At 61.4% G+C, this 15,688-nt stretch carries 15 protein-coding genes; 6 read left to right on the forward strand and 9 right to left on the reverse strand.

Annotation, left to right across the window (positions count from 1 at the left end; all coding sequences use genetic code 11):
- The first annotated feature begins 50 nt into the window (after positions 1 to 50).
- The 3 genes from BTH42_RS10260 to BTH42_RS10270 all read left to right on the forward strand — a co-directional run bounded on the left by BTH42_RS10260 (position 51) and on the right by BTH42_RS10270 (position 3,169).
- Complete coding sequence (locus BTH42_RS10260; RefSeq protein ID WP_075298721.1) at positions 51 to 824, forward strand: SDR family NAD(P)-dependent oxidoreductase; 774 nt, start codon at positions 51 to 53, stop codon at positions 822 to 824.
- 1 nt (position 825) lies between these two features.
- Complete coding sequence (locus BTH42_RS10265) at positions 826 to 1,782, forward strand: PDR/VanB family oxidoreductase (protein ID WP_075298724.1); 957 nt, start codon at positions 826 to 828, stop codon at positions 1,780 to 1,782.
- 67 nt (positions 1,783 to 1,849) lie between these two features.
- The gene (locus tag BTH42_RS10270; RefSeq protein WP_075298727.1) at positions 1,850 to 3,169 is read left to right on the forward strand and encodes an MFS transporter; all 1,320 of its coding nucleotides are present in this window, start codon (positions 1,850 to 1,852) and stop codon (positions 3,167 to 3,169) included.
- A gap of 407 nt (positions 3,170 to 3,576) precedes the next feature.
- On the opposite strand, the gene BTH42_RS10280 is transcribed toward BTH42_RS10270, so the two are convergent.
- The 8 genes from BTH42_RS10280 to BTH42_RS10315 all read right to left on the reverse strand — a co-directional run bounded on the left by BTH42_RS10280 (position 3,577) and on the right by BTH42_RS10315 (position 12,267).
- Positions 3,577 to 5,319: an ABC transporter substrate-binding protein gene (locus BTH42_RS10280; RefSeq protein ID WP_075298733.1), complete on the reverse strand. Its 1,743-nt coding sequence runs from the start codon at positions 5,317 to 5,319 to the stop codon at positions 3,577 to 3,579.
- Between the two features lie 108 nt (positions 5,320 to 5,427).
- Entirely contained in the window at positions 5,428 to 5,709 is a 282-nt protein-coding gene (locus BTH42_RS10285) for a DUF2160 domain-containing protein (protein ID WP_075298735.1), read from the reverse strand.
- The gene (locus tag BTH42_RS10290) at positions 5,709 to 6,518 is read right to left on the reverse strand and encodes a carbohydrate ABC transporter permease (protein ID WP_075298738.1); all 810 of its coding nucleotides are present in this window, start codon (positions 6,516 to 6,518) and stop codon (positions 5,709 to 5,711) included. Before BTH42_RS10290 ends, BTH42_RS10285 begins: the two co-directional genes overlap by 1 nt.
- Entirely contained in the window at positions 6,508 to 7,404 is an 897-nt protein-coding gene (locus BTH42_RS10295; RefSeq protein WP_075298741.1) for a carbohydrate ABC transporter permease, read from the reverse strand. Before BTH42_RS10295 ends, BTH42_RS10290 begins: the two co-directional genes overlap by 11 nt.
- On the reverse strand, positions 7,401 to 8,489 hold the full coding sequence (locus tag BTH42_RS10300; protein ID WP_075298744.1) for an ABC transporter ATP-binding protein: 1,089 nt from the start codon (positions 8,487 to 8,489) through the stop codon (positions 7,401 to 7,403). Before BTH42_RS10300 ends, BTH42_RS10295 begins: the two co-directional genes overlap by 4 nt.
- A complete protein-coding gene (locus tag BTH42_RS10305; protein ID WP_075298747.1) occupies positions 8,476 to 9,582 on the reverse strand; it encodes an ABC transporter ATP-binding protein in 1,107 nt (368 codons plus the stop codon). The genes BTH42_RS10300 and BTH42_RS10305 overlap by 14 nt, the downstream gene beginning before the upstream one ends.
- A 278-nt stretch (positions 9,583 to 9,860) precedes the next feature.
- Positions 9,861 to 11,975 carry an acyltransferase family protein gene (locus tag BTH42_RS10310; RefSeq protein WP_075298750.1) on the reverse strand — a complete coding sequence of 705 codons (2,115 nt, stop codon included), beginning with the start codon at positions 11,973 to 11,975 and terminating at the stop codon, positions 9,861 to 9,863.
- Positions 11,959 to 12,267: an IS3 family transposase gene (locus BTH42_RS10315; protein ID WP_075298753.1), complete on the reverse strand. Its 309-nt coding sequence runs from the start codon at positions 12,265 to 12,267 to the stop codon at positions 11,959 to 11,961. The genes BTH42_RS10310 and BTH42_RS10315 overlap by 17 nt, the downstream gene beginning before the upstream one ends.
- A gap of 514 nt (positions 12,268 to 12,781) precedes the next feature.
- On the opposite strand from BTH42_RS10315, the gene BTH42_RS10320 reads away from it, so the two are divergent.
- The 3 genes from BTH42_RS10320 to BTH42_RS10330 all read left to right on the forward strand — a co-directional run bounded on the left by BTH42_RS10320 (position 12,782) and on the right by BTH42_RS10330 (position 14,850).
- Positions 12,782 to 13,615, forward strand: coding sequence for a helix-turn-helix transcriptional regulator (locus tag BTH42_RS10320; protein ID WP_256701933.1), 834 nt, complete (start codon positions 12,782 to 12,784; stop codon positions 13,613 to 13,615).
- A gap of 196 nt (positions 13,616 to 13,811) precedes the next feature.
- Complete coding sequence (locus tag BTH42_RS10325; protein WP_075298756.1) at positions 13,812 to 14,081, forward strand: hypothetical protein; 270 nt, start codon at positions 13,812 to 13,814, stop codon at positions 14,079 to 14,081.
- A 76-nt stretch (positions 14,082 to 14,157) separates the two neighbouring features.
- The gene (locus BTH42_RS10330) at positions 14,158 to 14,850 is read left to right on the forward strand and encodes a CBS domain-containing protein (RefSeq protein WP_075298758.1); all 693 of its coding nucleotides are present in this window, start codon (positions 14,158 to 14,160) and stop codon (positions 14,848 to 14,850) included.
- A 78-nt stretch (positions 14,851 to 14,928) separates the two neighbouring features.
- On the opposite strand, the gene BTH42_RS10335 is transcribed toward BTH42_RS10330, so the two are convergent.
- Positions 14,929 to 15,603, reverse strand: coding sequence for a GntR family transcriptional regulator (locus BTH42_RS10335; RefSeq protein WP_075298761.1), 675 nt, complete (start codon positions 15,601 to 15,603; stop codon positions 14,929 to 14,931).
- Between the last annotated feature and the right edge of the window lie 85 nt (positions 15,604 to 15,688).

Below are 15,688 nucleotides of genomic sequence, written 5' to 3' on the forward strand. Positions count from 1 at the left end.
AACTTCGCCCGAACACATCTAAATCTGTTTTTCTGATATCAGGTGGAGACATGAATGCAGTGTTGAATAGCGAGAAAGACAAGGTAGCAATCGTTACGGGTGCGGCCCAGGGAATTGGACGTGCGACTGCACTGCGCTTGATGCGTAATGGCGTGAAGGTGGTGGCGGTTGATCGTCAGGCCGATGGGTTGGCCACGCTCAGGAGCGAAGCGCCCGATCAGGTCGAAATTCTTGAACTCGACGTGACTTCGGCGGACGCGCCTGACACGACGATAGCCACCGCAATGGACAAGTTTGGCCGTGTGGATGCGTTGGTCAACAATGCGGGAATCGGGATCGCCAAACCAGTTCACCTGACGACCGACGAAGAATTCGACCGCTTCATGAACATCAACCTGCGCAGCGTGTTCCGTTTTACGCGCGCAGCGCTCGGTGTCATGAAGGCTGGCGCCACGATTGTGAACGTCGCCTCGACGTTCGGTCTGATGGGCAATCCGAACGCCTCGTCGTATGCGGCGACCAAGGCCGCTTTAATGGGCCTCACGCGCCAGATGGTTGCCGACTATGGTCCCACGGGTATCCGTGTCAATGCGGTCGCCCCCGGCGTCATCGTGACGGACATGGTGAAAGGCCGGCTGGAAACCAGCGAATACTTCCGCAAGCTGATGGTCGAAACGACGCCGTACACGCGTCTGGGCACGGCTGAAGACGTCGCCAACGTGATCGCGTTCCTCTGCTCGGATGAATCCGGGTATGTGAATGGCCACGTGCTGACGATCGATGGCGGCTGGAGCGCGGCTAACTTTGTTCCGCAGGGAGCGTAACGTGGGCGAGCAAACGCTGCAAGTTACGCTCATGCGCAAACACGCAGAGGCCGAAGCCATTGTCTCGTTCGACCTGTCGGCTCGCGAGGGCGATGAACTGCCCGCATTCGAGGCGGGGTCGCACATAGACGTGCATCTGCCTAATGGCCTGGTGCGACAGTACTCCCTGTATGGCAATCCCGCCGACAACTCCGCCTATCGACTGGCGGTTCTGAAAGAGCCGCAGTCTCGCGGTGGTTCCGAGGCGGTGCACGAGCTCCTTCAGGTTGGCGATGTGCTGACTATCAGCCGTCCGCGGAACAACTTCAAGCTCGTCGAGGAGGCCGGATCGACGCTGCTGATCGCGGGCGGCATTGGTATTACGCCGCTGTTGTCGATGGCTCACCGCCTTGCCGGGCTGGGCCGGAATTTTCAACTGCACTATTGCGGCCGGTCTCCCGAGCGAATGGCTTTTCACGAGCTGTTGAAAGACGGCGCATTGTCCGGAAACTCAAATCTCTATCTCGACAGTGAAGGCCCGGCGTTCGATCCGAAGCAGCTGTTCTCCAATCAGCCGAAGGACACCCATATCTACGTGTGCGGTCCCGCGGGCTTTATCGATTGGGTGATCAAGGAGGCGCAGGCAGCGGATATCGCACCCGCTCAGCTCCACCAGGAATTCTTCTCCAGATCCGAAGCGGCGCCTGCCGGCGAAGAGTTCACGGTCGTCCTCAATCGTAGCGGTAAGAGCTTCGTGATTCCCGACGGGGAGACCGTAACCGAAGCGTTGGCCAAAGAAGGGATCGAGATTCCCGTTTCGTGCGAGCAGGGCATTTGCGGGACCTGTGTCACGAAGGTAATCGACGGGATCCCCGATCACCGTGACAGCTATCTGACGGACGAAGAAAAGGCGGCCAACGATCAATTCATGCCTTGCTGCTCGCGTGCATCGAGCCCAAAACTCGTTTTGGATCTTTGAATCGTTATCCCCGAATTTTGCGCCCACTACTGGTGGGTATTGAAACAACTTTTCCAGAGTCAAAATTATGAGTGCCGTCTCCATACAAAACCAGCAGGGAACCAACCGGGTGCACTGGACAACCCTCCAGGTAGTCGTGGTCGCGATCTGTAGCTTCATCAACGGCCTCGACGGGATGGACCTGCTTGTCATGTCCTACGCCGCACCGGCAATGGCCGCGGATTGGCACATCGGCTTCGCAACGCTTGGCGTGGTCTTCAGTGCGGGCATGGCCGGCATGCTCGTCGGCTGTCTCTGTATCGCGCCGTTCGCGGATACGATGGGTCGTCGTCCGATCGTTCTGTTCTCGCTCATCGCAATGGCGCTCGGCTCGTTCGGCTCAGGCTTGACGCACGATCTGAACCTGTTCATCGTCGCGCGCTTTATCGCGGGCCTCGGTCTGGGTACGCTGCTCGCGTCGGTTGCGGCACTCGTTAGCGAGTACGCACCGGAAGGTCGTCGCACCGTCGCGGTCGGCATTTTCCAGGCGGGTTATCCGATTGGCGCAGTGCTGACCGGTATCGTCTGTATTTATGCGATCCCTGCTTTCGGCTGGCAAGCCACGTTCATCGGTGCTGGTTTGATCACCGCTGTCACGGTGCCGATCGTTGCGTTCTGTCTGCCGGAATCGGTGGCATTCCTCGAAGTACGTCAACCGAAGGGCGCGCTCGAACGCAGCAATGCACTGCGTAAGCGTCTGGACTGGCCGGCGATTACGGTGCTGCCGCAACGCACGATCGGTAACCTGCCGAAGCCGGCGGAAGTGCTGAGTGCCAAGCTGCGCAATGCCACGCTCGCGATCTGGATCGCAACGTTTCTCAGCTATGGCGTTCTGTATTTCGTCGCCAGCTGGGTTCCGAAGATCGCGGTTGCCGCGGGTCTGAGCCATACGAATGCAATCTGGGCGGGTTCGCTCGTCAACATGGGCGGTGTGTGCGGCGACATCATCATCGGTGCGCTCGCTGTTCGTCGCCCGGTCGGTAACCTGATCGCCATCTTCTTCGTCTTCTGCGCGGTGCTGATGATGATCTTCGCGCAGCCCTTGCCGCTGACCGCCATCCTGATCAGTGCGTTCGGCCTCGGCTTTACGCTGTACGGCGGTTTCAGCGCGTTCTACTCGCTGGCGGCTCAACTGTACCCGGCACGCCTGCGTAGCTCGGGTATCGGCTGGATGGCGGGCATTGGCCGTGGTGGCGCAATCATCGGGCCGCTGGCCGGCGGCGCACTTCTGGCGGCAAATACGTCGCTGCCGATCACGTTCCTCTGCTTCGCGATTCCGCTCGTTATCTCGGGCGGGTTCGCGGCTCTCGCCTCTCACTTTGGCCGCAGTATCCCGACCGAAGACTGATCGCCGGTCGACAGCGCAGGCATAAGAAAAAGCCCCGTGATGCTTTTCGGCCACGGGGCTTTTTTTAAATTCGACCACTATCCTGGAGAAGCGCTAATGGCAGGTCGGCTTATTCACAGCGTGGATCGCGGTGTGACGTCGATAACGGATGTCGGTCCCGATAGCGAACTGGTTAGCGTCTATGCTCACAACGACGGCGTAATGTGCCGGTATCGCAACTTTACCGGTACGGTAGACCAACTGGTTCGTCATTTGAGGATGAGATTTGCCGACGATCGGAAGAGGTACTTTTTCTATCTGGAGATGATCAAAGGTATGGCTGACAGAATTTCCTGTTCCTGAGGGTTGGGATCAAGCCAGCGTGCAATGTTGGCCGATCCCTCCCGCACGATCCGGCGTGTCTACGGCTACCGCACCCTCCCCTGTTTCCACGCGCTGAGCAACTCCTCGTACTTGACCGTTTCGCCCTTCGGCTTCTCGTTGGCGAGCTTCTTCCACGGCGCATGCTGATCCGACAACCATTTGGCCGGATCGCTTTCCGCGTTCAACTCGGGCGCGCAGACTTTCATGCCCGCGCGCTGCAAACGCGCCAACACCTGGTCCATTTCCTTCGCGAGATTGTCCATCGCGGCTTGCGGCGTCTTCTCTCCGGCCACGGCAGTGGCGACATTCTTCCACCAGAGTTGCGCCATCTTCGGATAGTCGGGCACGTTGTTGCCGGTCGGTGTCCACGCCACGCGCGCCGGGCTGCGATAGAACTCGATCAGCCCGCCGTATTTGTCCGCGTTCTTCGTGAAGAACTCGCTGTGAATGTCGGAATCGCGAATGAACGTGAGCCCGACAATCGACTTCTTCAGCGACACCGTCTTCGACGTGACGAACTGCGCGTACAGCCACGCGGCAGCCCGCTGGTTCGGCGGCGTCGACTTGAAGAAGGTCCACGAGCCGACGTCCTGGTAGCCGTTCTGCATGCCTTCCTTCCAGTACGGGCCGTGCGGCGACGGCGCCATCCGCCATTTCGGCGTGCCGTCCGCGTTGGTCACGGTGCCGGGCCGCAGCATCGACGCGGTGAACGCGCTATACCAGAACACCTGTTGCGCAATCCGGCCTTGCGCGGGCACCGGCCCCGCTTCGTTGAAGGTCATGCCGGACGCTTCGGGCGGCGCATATTTCTTCAACCAGTCGATGTACTTCGTGGTCGCGAAAACGGCCGCCGGACTGTTGGTGCCGCCGCCGCGCGAGACTGACGCACCCACCGCGTGACAGCCGTCCGGCGTAACGCGAATGCCCCACTCGTCGACCGGCAGGCCGTTCGGGATGCCCTTGTCGGCTTCGCCCGCCATCGACAGCCACGCATCGGTAAAGCGCCATCCCAGCGACGGGTCTTTCTTGCCGTAATCCATATGGCCGTAGACCTTTTCGCCGTCGATCGTCTTCACGTCGTTGGTGAAGAACTCCGCGATATCTTCATACGCGGACCAGTTCACCGGCACGCCGAGCTCGTAGCCGTACTTCGCCTTGAACTTGTCCTGAAGATCCTTGCGCGCGAACCAGTCGGCGCGGAACCAGTAGAGGTTCGCGAACTGCTGGTCGGGCAACTGATAGAGCTTCTTGTCCGGCGCGGTGGTGAAACTCGTGCCGATGAAGTCCTTCACGTCGAGCCCCGGGTTCGTGTACTGCTTGCCTTCGCCGGCCATATAGTCGGACAGCGGCATGATCACGCCGTAGCGATAGTGCGTGCCGATCAGATCCGAGTCGGAAATCCAGCCGTCGTAAATGCTCTGGCCCGATTGCATCGACGTTTGCAGTTTCTCGACGACGTCGCCTTCCTGGATGATGTCGTGCTTGACCGGAATGCCGGTGATCTCGGTGAACGCCTTGGCCAGCGTTTTCGATTCGTACATGTGCGTGTCGAGCGTTTCGGACACCACGTGCACTTCCTTGACGCCCGCCGCCTTCAGTTTGGCGCCCGTGTCGATGAACCACTTCATCTCGTCCATCTGCTGCTGCTTCGACAGCGTGCTCGGCTGGAACTCGCTGTCCACCCACTTCTGCGCTTCGGCCGTGCCGGCGATCGCGCTGTGGCTCACAAAGCCCGCCGCGACGATTCCTGCCACGGCGAGCGTGAGCCTCCGTCTCCTCAGATGCATGGCTGCCTCCAGTGTCTCCGAACCCCTTGGGCCAACTGCCGGAGTCCGCAAGGGGCATCAACGGAACCGGTCTGTCCAGATACGCAAGTCTTCGAATCGCAAAACCGTTCAACCCTTCCACATGACGATGAGCAGGACGAGCATCGAGACCACGAAACCGGGCCACGCGCTCGCGTTTTCCGCGCTGATGCCGATCCACGCGAGGTTGATGTACGCGGCGATCAGCAGCCCGATAAAGAGCCGGTCGCCGCGCGTGGTGCTGATCGGCAGGAAGCCTTTGCGTTCGATGGTCGGCGAGCGGATTTCCCACACGGTCATCCCCGCGAGCATCACCACGATGCACGCGAAAAAGACCGCCACTTCGGGCGTCCAGTACATCCACGTCAGCATCACACTCTCCCCATCGCAAAGCCCTTCGCGATGTAGTTGCGCACGAAGTAGATGACGAGCGCGCCCGGCACGACGGTCAGCACGCCCGCCGCCGACAGCACGCCCCAATCCATTCCCGCGGCCGAAACCGTGCGCGTCATCACCGCGGCGATCGGCTTCGCGTTGACCGTGGTCAGCGTGCGCGCGAGCAATAGCTCGACCCAGCTGAACATGAAGCAGAAGAACGCCGTCACGCCGACGCCCGAACGGATCAGCGGCAAAAAGATCTTCACGAAGAACGCGGGAAACGTATAGCCGTCGATGTACGCGGTTTCGTCGATTTCGCTCGGCACGCCCGACATGAAACCTTCGAGTATCCACACCGCGAGCGGCACGTTGAACAGCATGTGCGCGAGCGCGACCGCGATATACGTGTCCATCAGACCGACGCTCGAATAAAGCTGAAAGAACGGCAGCAGGAACACGGCGGGCGGCGTCATCCGGTTGGTCAGCAGCCAGAAGAACATGTGCTTGTCGCCGAGAAACCGGTAGCGCGAGAACGCATACGCGGCAGGCAGCGCGACCAGCACGGACATCACCGTGTTCATCAGCACGTAGATGATCGAGTTGATATAGCCCCAGTACCACGACGGGTCGGTGAAGATCACGCGGTAATTCTCGAGCGTCACGTGATGCGGCCAGACCGCGAACGCCGACATGGTCTCCTCGTTCATCCGCAGCGAGATGGACAGCATCCAGTAGAGCGGGAACAGCGAGAACACGATATACACCGTCATCACGACGATTCGCATCCAGCGGTTATTGCCCATGCTCTTCTCCCGTCGTTGCGGGGCCGCCTTTGCCGACGCGCTCCATCCAGTTGTAAAGGACGAAACACAGCAGCAGGATGATCAGGAAGTAGATCAGCGAGAATGCCGCCGCCGGCCCGAGGTCGAATTGCCCGACCGCTTTTTGCGTCAGGTACTGCGACAGGAATGTGGTCGAATCGCCCGGCCCTCCGCCCGTCAGCACGAACGGCTCGGTATAGATCATGAAGCTGTCCATGAAGCGCAGCAGCACCGCGATCATCAGCACGCCGCGCATTCTCGGCAACTCGATATAGCGGAAAACCGCGAAGCGGCTCGCGCCGTCTATCTCCGCCGCGCGATAGAACGCATCGGGAATCGCGCGCAAGCCGGCATAGCAGAGCAGCGCGACGAGCGGTGTCCAATGCCAGACGTCCATCACCAGCACCGTGATCCACGCGGCGGCGGGGCTCGCCGTGTAGTTGTAGTCGATGCCCATGCGGTTCAGCGTATAACCGAGCAGACCGATATCGGGACGCCCGAAAATCTGCCAGATCGTGCCGACGACATTCCACGGAATCAGCAGCGGCATCGCAAGCACGACCAGCGTGACCGACGCGCGCCAGCCCGACGCGGGCATCGCCAGTGCGAGGCCGACGCCGAGCGGAATTTCCAGCAGCAGCACGCACGCGGAGAAAATGATCTGCCGCCCGAGCGCGCCGCGCAGGTCGGCGTCGTTGATGATCGCGCGGAACCACTCGGTGCCGACGAACACATGCTGCGTCGGACTGATGATGTCCTGCACCGCGTAGTTCACCACCGTCATCAGCGGCAAAATCGCGGAAAACGCGACGCAGATGAACACCGGTATCACCAGCAGCCACGCCTTCTGGTTGACCGGCTTGTTCATCGCGCGATCCTTTCGTCGTTGCTGAAGAAAACGGTGTCCGGCGTGGCCAGCTTCAGCCAGACGGAACCTTCGTCGATCCGCACATGCGGTTCGATCTTGGCCCGCAGAGTCTGGCTATCGCATTGCACCGTGAGCAGTTGATAGTTGCCGAGTTGCTGCACGCGCACCACCGCCGCCTGCACCGCGCCCGGCTCGCCGTGATTGACGACCCGCACGAACTCCGGGCGAATGCCGAGCGTCAGCGTGCCGTTCGCGTGCTTCAGTAAATCGAGTGTGTGGGGATCGAGTTGCAGACGCTGCGTGCCGAGCCTGATACCGTCCGCGTCCAGATCGACCGGGCACAGATTCATTCCCGGGCTGCCGATGAAATAGCCGACAAACGTATGATCGGGCCGCAGAAACAGCGCGTCGGGACCGCCCTTCTGCACGACGCGGCCGTTCGTCATCACGACCACTTCGTCGGCGAACGTCAGCGCCTCGACCTGATCGTGCGTCACGTAGATCAGCGTCAGCTTCAGTTGATGGTGGATCTTTTTCAGTTGACGGCGCAGCACCCACTTCATATGCGGGTCGATCACGGTCAAGGGTTCGTCGAACAGGATCGCGGCGACGTCCTTGCGCACGAGTCCCCGTCCGAGGGAAATCTTCTGCTTCGCATCCGCCGACAGATTGTTCGCCTTGCGCGTCAATTCGCGCGTCATGTCGAGCAGCTCCGCCACCTCGTGGACGCGCACCTTTACGTCGCGCTCCGGCATCTTCCGGTTGCGCAGCGGAAACGCGAGATTGTCGAACACGCTCATCGTGTCGTAGATCACCGGGAACTGGAACACCTGCGCGATGTTGCGTTCGCGCGGACTGAGCGCGGTGATGTCGCGACCGTCGAACAGCACCTTGCCTTCCGACGGCCGCACGAGTCCGGAAACGATGTTGAGCAGCGTGGTCTTGCCGCAGCCGGACGGCCCGAGCAGTGCATATGCACCGCCGTCTTCCCACGTCATGCTCATCGGCTGCAACGCGTAGTCATCGAGCGTGGCGGGGTTCGGAGCGTACGCGTGCGCGAGATTCTGGAACTCAATGCGCGCCATGAGCCGCCTCCGGGCCGTACAGCAGCCTGGTGTCCGCGTCGAATACGAACAGCTCGTCGGGGTCGATGTAGACGTCGAGTTGCGTGCCCAGCTCGATCTGATGCACGCCCTGCAGTTGCGCGACCAGTGCGACGCCGCCTTGCAGCGTGCGCAGGTGCAGGTAGGTTTCGGAGCCGCTCAGCTCGGCCAGTTCAAGCCGGCAGGGCACCGCGACCGAGTGCGGCGTGCGCGGCGCGAGCCGCAGATGGCCCGGACGGATGCCGATGTGAACCGTGCCGTCGCCGGACGCGGCCTGCTTGCCGGCGCGTTCGAGCGGCACGTCGATGCCGATCGGCAGGCGCGCGGTGCCGTTCGCGGTCAGCTCGCTCGCCAGCATGTTCATCGGCGGGTCGTTGAACACCGCGGCGACGCCGACATTGGCGGGCGCGTTGTACACGTCGAGCGTCGGCCCATATTGGAGCACGCGCCCTTTGTCGACGATCGCCGTGTAGCCGCCGAGCAGCAGCGCTTCGAGCGGTTCGGTGGTCGCATAGACGACCGTGGTTTTGCCGTCCGCAAACAGCGTCGACAGTTCGACGCGCAATTCCTCGCGCAGCTTGTAGTCGAGATTGACGAGCGGTTCGTCGAGCAGCACCAGCGACGAGCGCTTGACCAGCGCCCGCGCCAGCGCGCAGCGCTGCTGCTGGCCGCCGGACAGTTCCGCCGGACGCCGTTCGAGCAGATGACCGATATGCAGCTTGGCGGCGACTTCGTGCACGCGCCGTTTGATTTCGTCGGCGGGCAGCTTCTGAAGCTGGAGCGGCGACGCGATGTTGTCGAACACCGTCATCGCCGGATAGTTGATGAACTGCTGATAGACCATCGCGAGATTGCGCTGGCGGACGCTGACACCGGTCACGTCGCGCTCGTCGGCGAGCACGCGGCCCGAAGCGGGACGGTCGAGCCCCGCCATCACCCGCATCAATGTGGTTTTGCCCGCCTGCGTCGGGCCCAGCAGCACGTTGACCGCGCCGGGCACGAGCCGCAGATCGACGCCGTACAGATGGGTCTGGGCGCCCGAAACGACTGTCACCCGCTCCAGTTCCAAGACCAAATCGCCCTCCGTTCTTTTGATGCGTCTCCGGTGCTGCGGATGCCTGGCGAGGCAATCAGGCGGGATGAGGCGTTGCGAGGCGCGATGCCGATAGATGTTCCTTTTTGTTCGTTTACGATTAAATTGGTGTTAACCATACATTCGATAGACGACAAGGTTTCTACCAGATTACCGATGCCGGCTGGATTTTTCGGTCGTGTAAGGATTGCCGGACGCGGCGCCTGAACGGAGCCGCTGCGGCGGCCGACCGCGGAACGGAGCGGGAACGCTTGCCCGCCTCAGCTCGCGGGCCCCGCTTCCATCAGCTTGCTGACAAGTTGCTTGAAGCTCGGCAACAGAAGCCTGTTCGCATAGCCGCTGAGGTGATCGCCATCGAAGACGAGCGGCCGGCCGTCGGCGGTGTGCGTCAAGCAGTCCGAATCCGGGCACAGAAGTGGCAACGGGTCCCATACCTGAGCTTCGGGAACCGCCCGCACGATGTGCGCGTAGGATTCGAGCACCGGCGCCCGCAAGGATTCCAGATCCGCGCGGGCGATGCGATCGCCGCCGGAACAGATGGGATTGTCGCGATTGAACCAGTCCGAGCATCGGAACGGCTGACTCCGAAACTCGGGTGTCGGCCCCTCCAGGACGACCTTCGCCCCTTTGGCCGCCAGTTTCCGCAAGATCGGAATGGCCTCTCGCACGCCGTCTACCCGGCTTTGCACGGCCTCTGGACCGAACATGTAGTCCCACGCGCTCGAGTCGTCGAAGCGGGCCCACTCGTCGGAGAAACGCGGCAGCCGCAGCGAAGGCAGGAAGACCACGTCACCGGGCCCGACCTGCGCCTCGATCTGAGCGAGCGCCGCATCCATCCCCGGCGCACAGCTCGCCACCTCATCCTGTTTGCGCGGCAGCAACGCCATGAACGGACAGCCTCCATTGTTGTACGCGAAGACCTTCACGCCAGTATCCCGGGCGAATTCGCGCAACATCCTGTTGTAGGCCATCGCGTGCGAATCGCCGATCACGTACAGGCGCCCGCGATAGGCCGCCGGAAGCGAACATCCGGCACGTGAATAGGTCCATACGGGCCCCCCGTTGAGCTTCGTCCTGTTCCACGTGTCCAGACATCCGTCATCGCGGGCTTCGAGGGGGCGGCTCGGATACCAGTCGTCGGCACGTTGCGACACCACGCTGAGCGACATATCCAGTTTCAGTTGGGCGACCTGGATGCCGCCCCAGAGCAGCGCTCCGCCCGTCAACGTAGCCAGGCCCACCCCGACGACAGCGGGACGCCGCATGCCTTTCAGGAGCGCCGAACGCCGCGCGGGATTCTCGACGTAGTACCAGGACGCGGTCGCCAGCGCGAAAGTCAGTACGGCCGCGAGCGCGCGCCAGACCGGCCTGTCGATCCCGGTCGTCCAGCGCAGCAGCACGATTACAGGCCAGTGCCAGAGATAAAGCGAATATGAGATCTTGCCGACGAACGTCACCGCTCGCGAAATGAGCAGCTTGTGCAGCCAATCCCCCGGCGCTCTTCCGTGCAGCGCGTACAGTACGCCGAGTGTGCCGGCAACCGGCAGCAGCGCTCCCGGAAAAGGAAGCTGCTCAGGGCGCACGAGCTCGAAACCGGCTGCCAGCAGCAGCAGCGAACCAGCGAGCAGAGCCGTCGAACCCAGCGTCCCATTGCGGTCGATCACTCCCACCGGGCGCTTCGCGAGCGCGAGCAACTGGTAAAGCACGATCCCGGCGGCCAATTCCCAGAAACGCCCTGGAATCAGGTAAAAATTGAGCCCTTCATTTCGCCTCGAAAGCCACCATGCGCACAACAGGGAAAGAGCGAATCCGCCGGCGAACAGAACAACGCAAAGTGTCTTTCTCGGACGTTTGCTCACCCACATGAAGAAAAGCAACGGGAAGATCAGATAAAACTGTTCTTCCACGCCAAGCGACCACGTATGCAAGTACGGGTTGAATTCGGCGCGTGGCGAAAAATAGTCGTCACCGATAAACGCGAGCACCACATTGCTCAATCCAAAGAAAGCGAAGAAGCCGGTGTATTTGTTGGTATCGCTCAGCCACGCATTTGGAATGAATAGCGCTGAAAACAGACCGGTCACCAGCAGGCACACCACGAGCGCCGGCACGATCCGCTGCACTCGACGCGCATAGAAATAAAACACAAAGCGCGAAAACCGCATCGATTCGAGGTTTCCAACGGATGCGCTTACAACAAACCCGGAAACGACGAAGAAGATGTCGACCCCGGTAAGCCCGCCGGGTAACCACCGCGAGTACAGGTGATAAACAATGACCGACAACACTGCGATCGCACGCAAACCGTCGATGTATGCCGCGTGCGCAGGACGGGTGAGTTGCGGCGCAGTAGTAGATTTATCGCGTGGATTCATGGCACGAAGAGTCGATTAGGTCGATCGCAATCCGCGGACGCCTGCGGGTTGTAGCAGCGATCCTGCTCAGGTAGAAACGCTGCATGAAAACCGCGGCAGACAGATGGTCAAGCTGCCCTTGTGTCCGCTGCCGGTTATAAAAGATCTCGATGTATTCCGTGATCTCTTGCTGCGCCCGCTGCCGACTTGCGAACCACCGACGCCGGGACGACTCGCTCTTCAGCGTGCCCCAACATGATTTGATCGATGCGTAGTCGAAGCAGTTTCCTCGTCCGCTCAGCGAGGCTTGCATGCCGAACTGGCTGACAAGATTGTGGTAAGCATGTGCGCAATATCGGCGGGCGCAGTCTGTGTAGTGAATCAGACCAGCCAGCGGTCAGTAAAACGCGACCGCCCGAAACACCGACTGCATCACCGGATGCCTGGTCATACGCTCTTCGCGTAAGGAATAAACGATGCCGGGTGATGACTGTGTTCGGAGCCGTAATCGAGAATAGAACAAGTGCAGAAGATTACGGCTAAGGTGTTGTCCTGACTTTCACCGCGTTCCGCATGTCCTGTATCGCACAGACGGATTGATAACCGGGTTCCCGTGGTTCTCTTTTTATGCACGGTTAATACATGAGATGTCGATTCTGCGACGACTGAAAAATTATGGTGTTCGCGATTGTGGTACGGATCCATCACTCAAACATTCAAGCACTCAAACCAGCAATGCGGTTCAGCATGCAGCGAACGAACATCGCGCCCGGCGAATCATGTCGCCGCACGAATGACCTTGTCAGGCGAGGCAAAGATCGCCGAAGATGCATGATCCGCCCGTTCTGCGTGGGGACGACATGCACCCATTCGCGAATTCAGCCAGGCCAGCAGTCCACGATGACGTCTTCGCACTGTGGGACCGGCTGGCCGAGTTCTCCGCAGCCGATGGCGATGCCGCGCTGACCCATCTGCTCACCACGCTCTGTGCGATGGTCGCGGCACGCAATGCGCTTTGGGCCGTAGTCGTGCGATTGCCTTCGCCCTCGCCGAACGATCCTTTGTTCGGCTGGCGTCCACGCCTGGTTCGACTCCTGCATCCGGTACCCGCGATGGTCGCTTCCGTGCAGGAGCAGTTCGACACGCTCTGGACCGGCAAGGTCGACTCGTCACATGTGGTGGCCGCGGCGGGGAACGAGCCGTTCCGCGCCAACCTGCTCTTCGAGGCCATGCCCGCGGAATGGTTCGAAGGTGAGCACTATCGCCGCCACTACCTCGAAGTGGGTCACGGCGACAGCATCCAGATGCGCTGCTCGCTCAACGACGATGTACGGATTCACATCTTCGTGTTTCGCGATGTGCAGGCACCCCGCTTCTGCGCGCCGGATCTCGAGCTTCTGTGCTTCGTGATGCATGGGCTGAGATGGTATTGCCGGCAGCAACTGCTGAGCCACGGCCTGCTGATCGCGGACGCTCCCCTTACGTCGACCGAGCGCCGGGTGCTGCTGGGACTACTCGACGGACGCTCGGAAAAGCAGATCGCGCAGCTGCTCGACCAGAGTCCGAACACGACGCATGTGCATATCAAGTCGATCTACACCAAATTCAACGTCGGAAGTCGCTCGACGCTCACCGCGCTGTGGCTCGGCAAGCTGAGATAGCGAACTGCGGGCGCTGGCGTTGCCGGATCACCTGTTCAGGTTATGTTCGGGTATCGGCGAACAATCTACGATTAGTCCCATGCCTTCATCGCACTGCAGCGCGCCCGCCTTGAACGTGCTGCGCTCGCGAGGGGTATCGCCTGCGTCGCGATTTGTTACGGGCTCTTTTTGCAATGACCTTTTGAGGAGTCTCGACATGAGCTACCCGAGCCGGGTCACAACCGTTCTAACCTCCTGCGTGCTCACGGCGACGGCCGCCGCGGGGTTCCAGTGCTGTATTGCCGCGACCGCTAACGCCGATTTCGATTCCGGGCTGGACGACTCCGCCGTGGTGCTCCGCACGTCGGGAAACACGCCGTTTCCGCGCTTCGACTCAGCGCGGATTCCGTTTTCTCAGCAGCCTGCCGTGGACGACTCGATTGCCCTTTGCATGCCGGATCTTTATTGTTCACTCGCGGCCCGATAGCACAGCCGGGGCGATCGGGCCGGGGCGGTCTGAGCACCAGACGAGGCCCCGTCGCAAACACGCAGGGAGAGCGACTATGCGCGCGCAAGACATCATGACCGCATCCGTCATCACCGCCACAGCGGACATGACGGTCCACGAAGCGGCAACACTGCTGGTCGAAAACCATCTCGGGAGCATGCCGGTCGTCGACGAGAACGGACAGGTTGTCGGTACCGTCGGCGAACGCGATCTTCTGCATCGGGTGGAGAACGGCACCTGCCACGGCAAGCGCCAGTGGTGGCTCGAACTGCTGTTGTCGTCCCCTCGCGCTCAGGCCGCGAGGTATCTGAAAGAGCACGGGCGCGTCGTGGGCGACGTGATGTGCGAAGAGGTGGTTTCGATTTCGGGGGAGATGCCGCTCCAGCAGATCGCGGACCTGATGGAACGTCGATGTCTCGACAGCGTGCCGGTGCTGAAGAGCGGCACGCTGATCGGAAATGTGAGTCGCTCGAACCTGATCCGCGCACTCGCGCGCGTTGCGCCGGTCGTGGAATTAGCTTCGCGCGACGATGCCAGCCTGCGCGAAGCGATAGTCCGGACCATGCAAGGGCAGAGCTGGCGGCTGCCCAAACACGGCGTACGCGTGAAGGATGGTGTCGTGCATCTACGCGGGGTGGTCGAATCCGTCGAGGAAAAGCGGGCCATCCGCACTGCCGCCGAGAGCGTGCCGGGCGTCAAGCGTGTGGAGTATCACCTTGAGTTTCCGGAGGTGATTCCGGCGTTGTAGGCCGCTTGCGGTGGGTTTTCGGGCGAGCGGCAACGTGTCGGCAGTGATGCCATTGGATACACGGGATCCTGCAATCCGTCAGCGCGCAACACGCTCGAGATAATGCTGCGCCGCGCGCGTCACATGGCGCTCGGCAAGCAACGCCGCGAGCGCCGCATCGCCAGATTGCACCGCGTGCAGGATCGCCACGTGTTCGTGCCAGGTGACGCGCACCTCTTCGTCGTTCGCATTCACGAACAGCATGCGCGTACGGTCGCGCAGCGAGCGCATCAGGTCCGACAGCATCGAATTGGCGCCGGCCGCGTACAGCAGGTCGTGAAAGCGCGCGTTCAGTTCGAGCAGACCCGTGGTCTCGCCTGCCGCCACCTTCGCGCTGCCCTCCTGGAGCACCGCCTCGATCTGAGCGACGAGTTCCGGCGTGCAATGCTCGGCGGCGAGGCGCGCGTTGAGTCCTTCGAGGGTCGCGCGGATCTGCACCATCTCGCGCGCCGCCGAAGGATCGAGCGACGCAACCACCGCGCCATGCCGCGGGCGCACTTCGACGAGCCCTTCCGCCGCCAGCGCGCGCAGCGCTTCGCGCACGGGCACGCGCGACACTTCGAGCTCCTCCGCGATCCGGCCTTCGACCAGCCTGTCGCCGGGCGCGTACTCACCGGTTGTAATCGACTCACGCAAGCGGGCGATCACCAGCTCCGAAAGCTGCTTGTGCATGATCGGCTCACGCCCGTTTGCGCTGATGGCTCCCCGTACCATGTTGACTCTCCACGTCTGACCGTTGCTCCAACTATTGGCGCAATTCTAGCAGCGCCGGTGTTTTCGTAGACTGTAGACATGATAC

This window comes from Burkholderia sp. SRS-W-2-2016 (assembly GCF_001931485.1).
Lineage (GTDB): Bacteria > Pseudomonadota > Gammaproteobacteria > Burkholderiales > Burkholderiaceae > Paraburkholderia.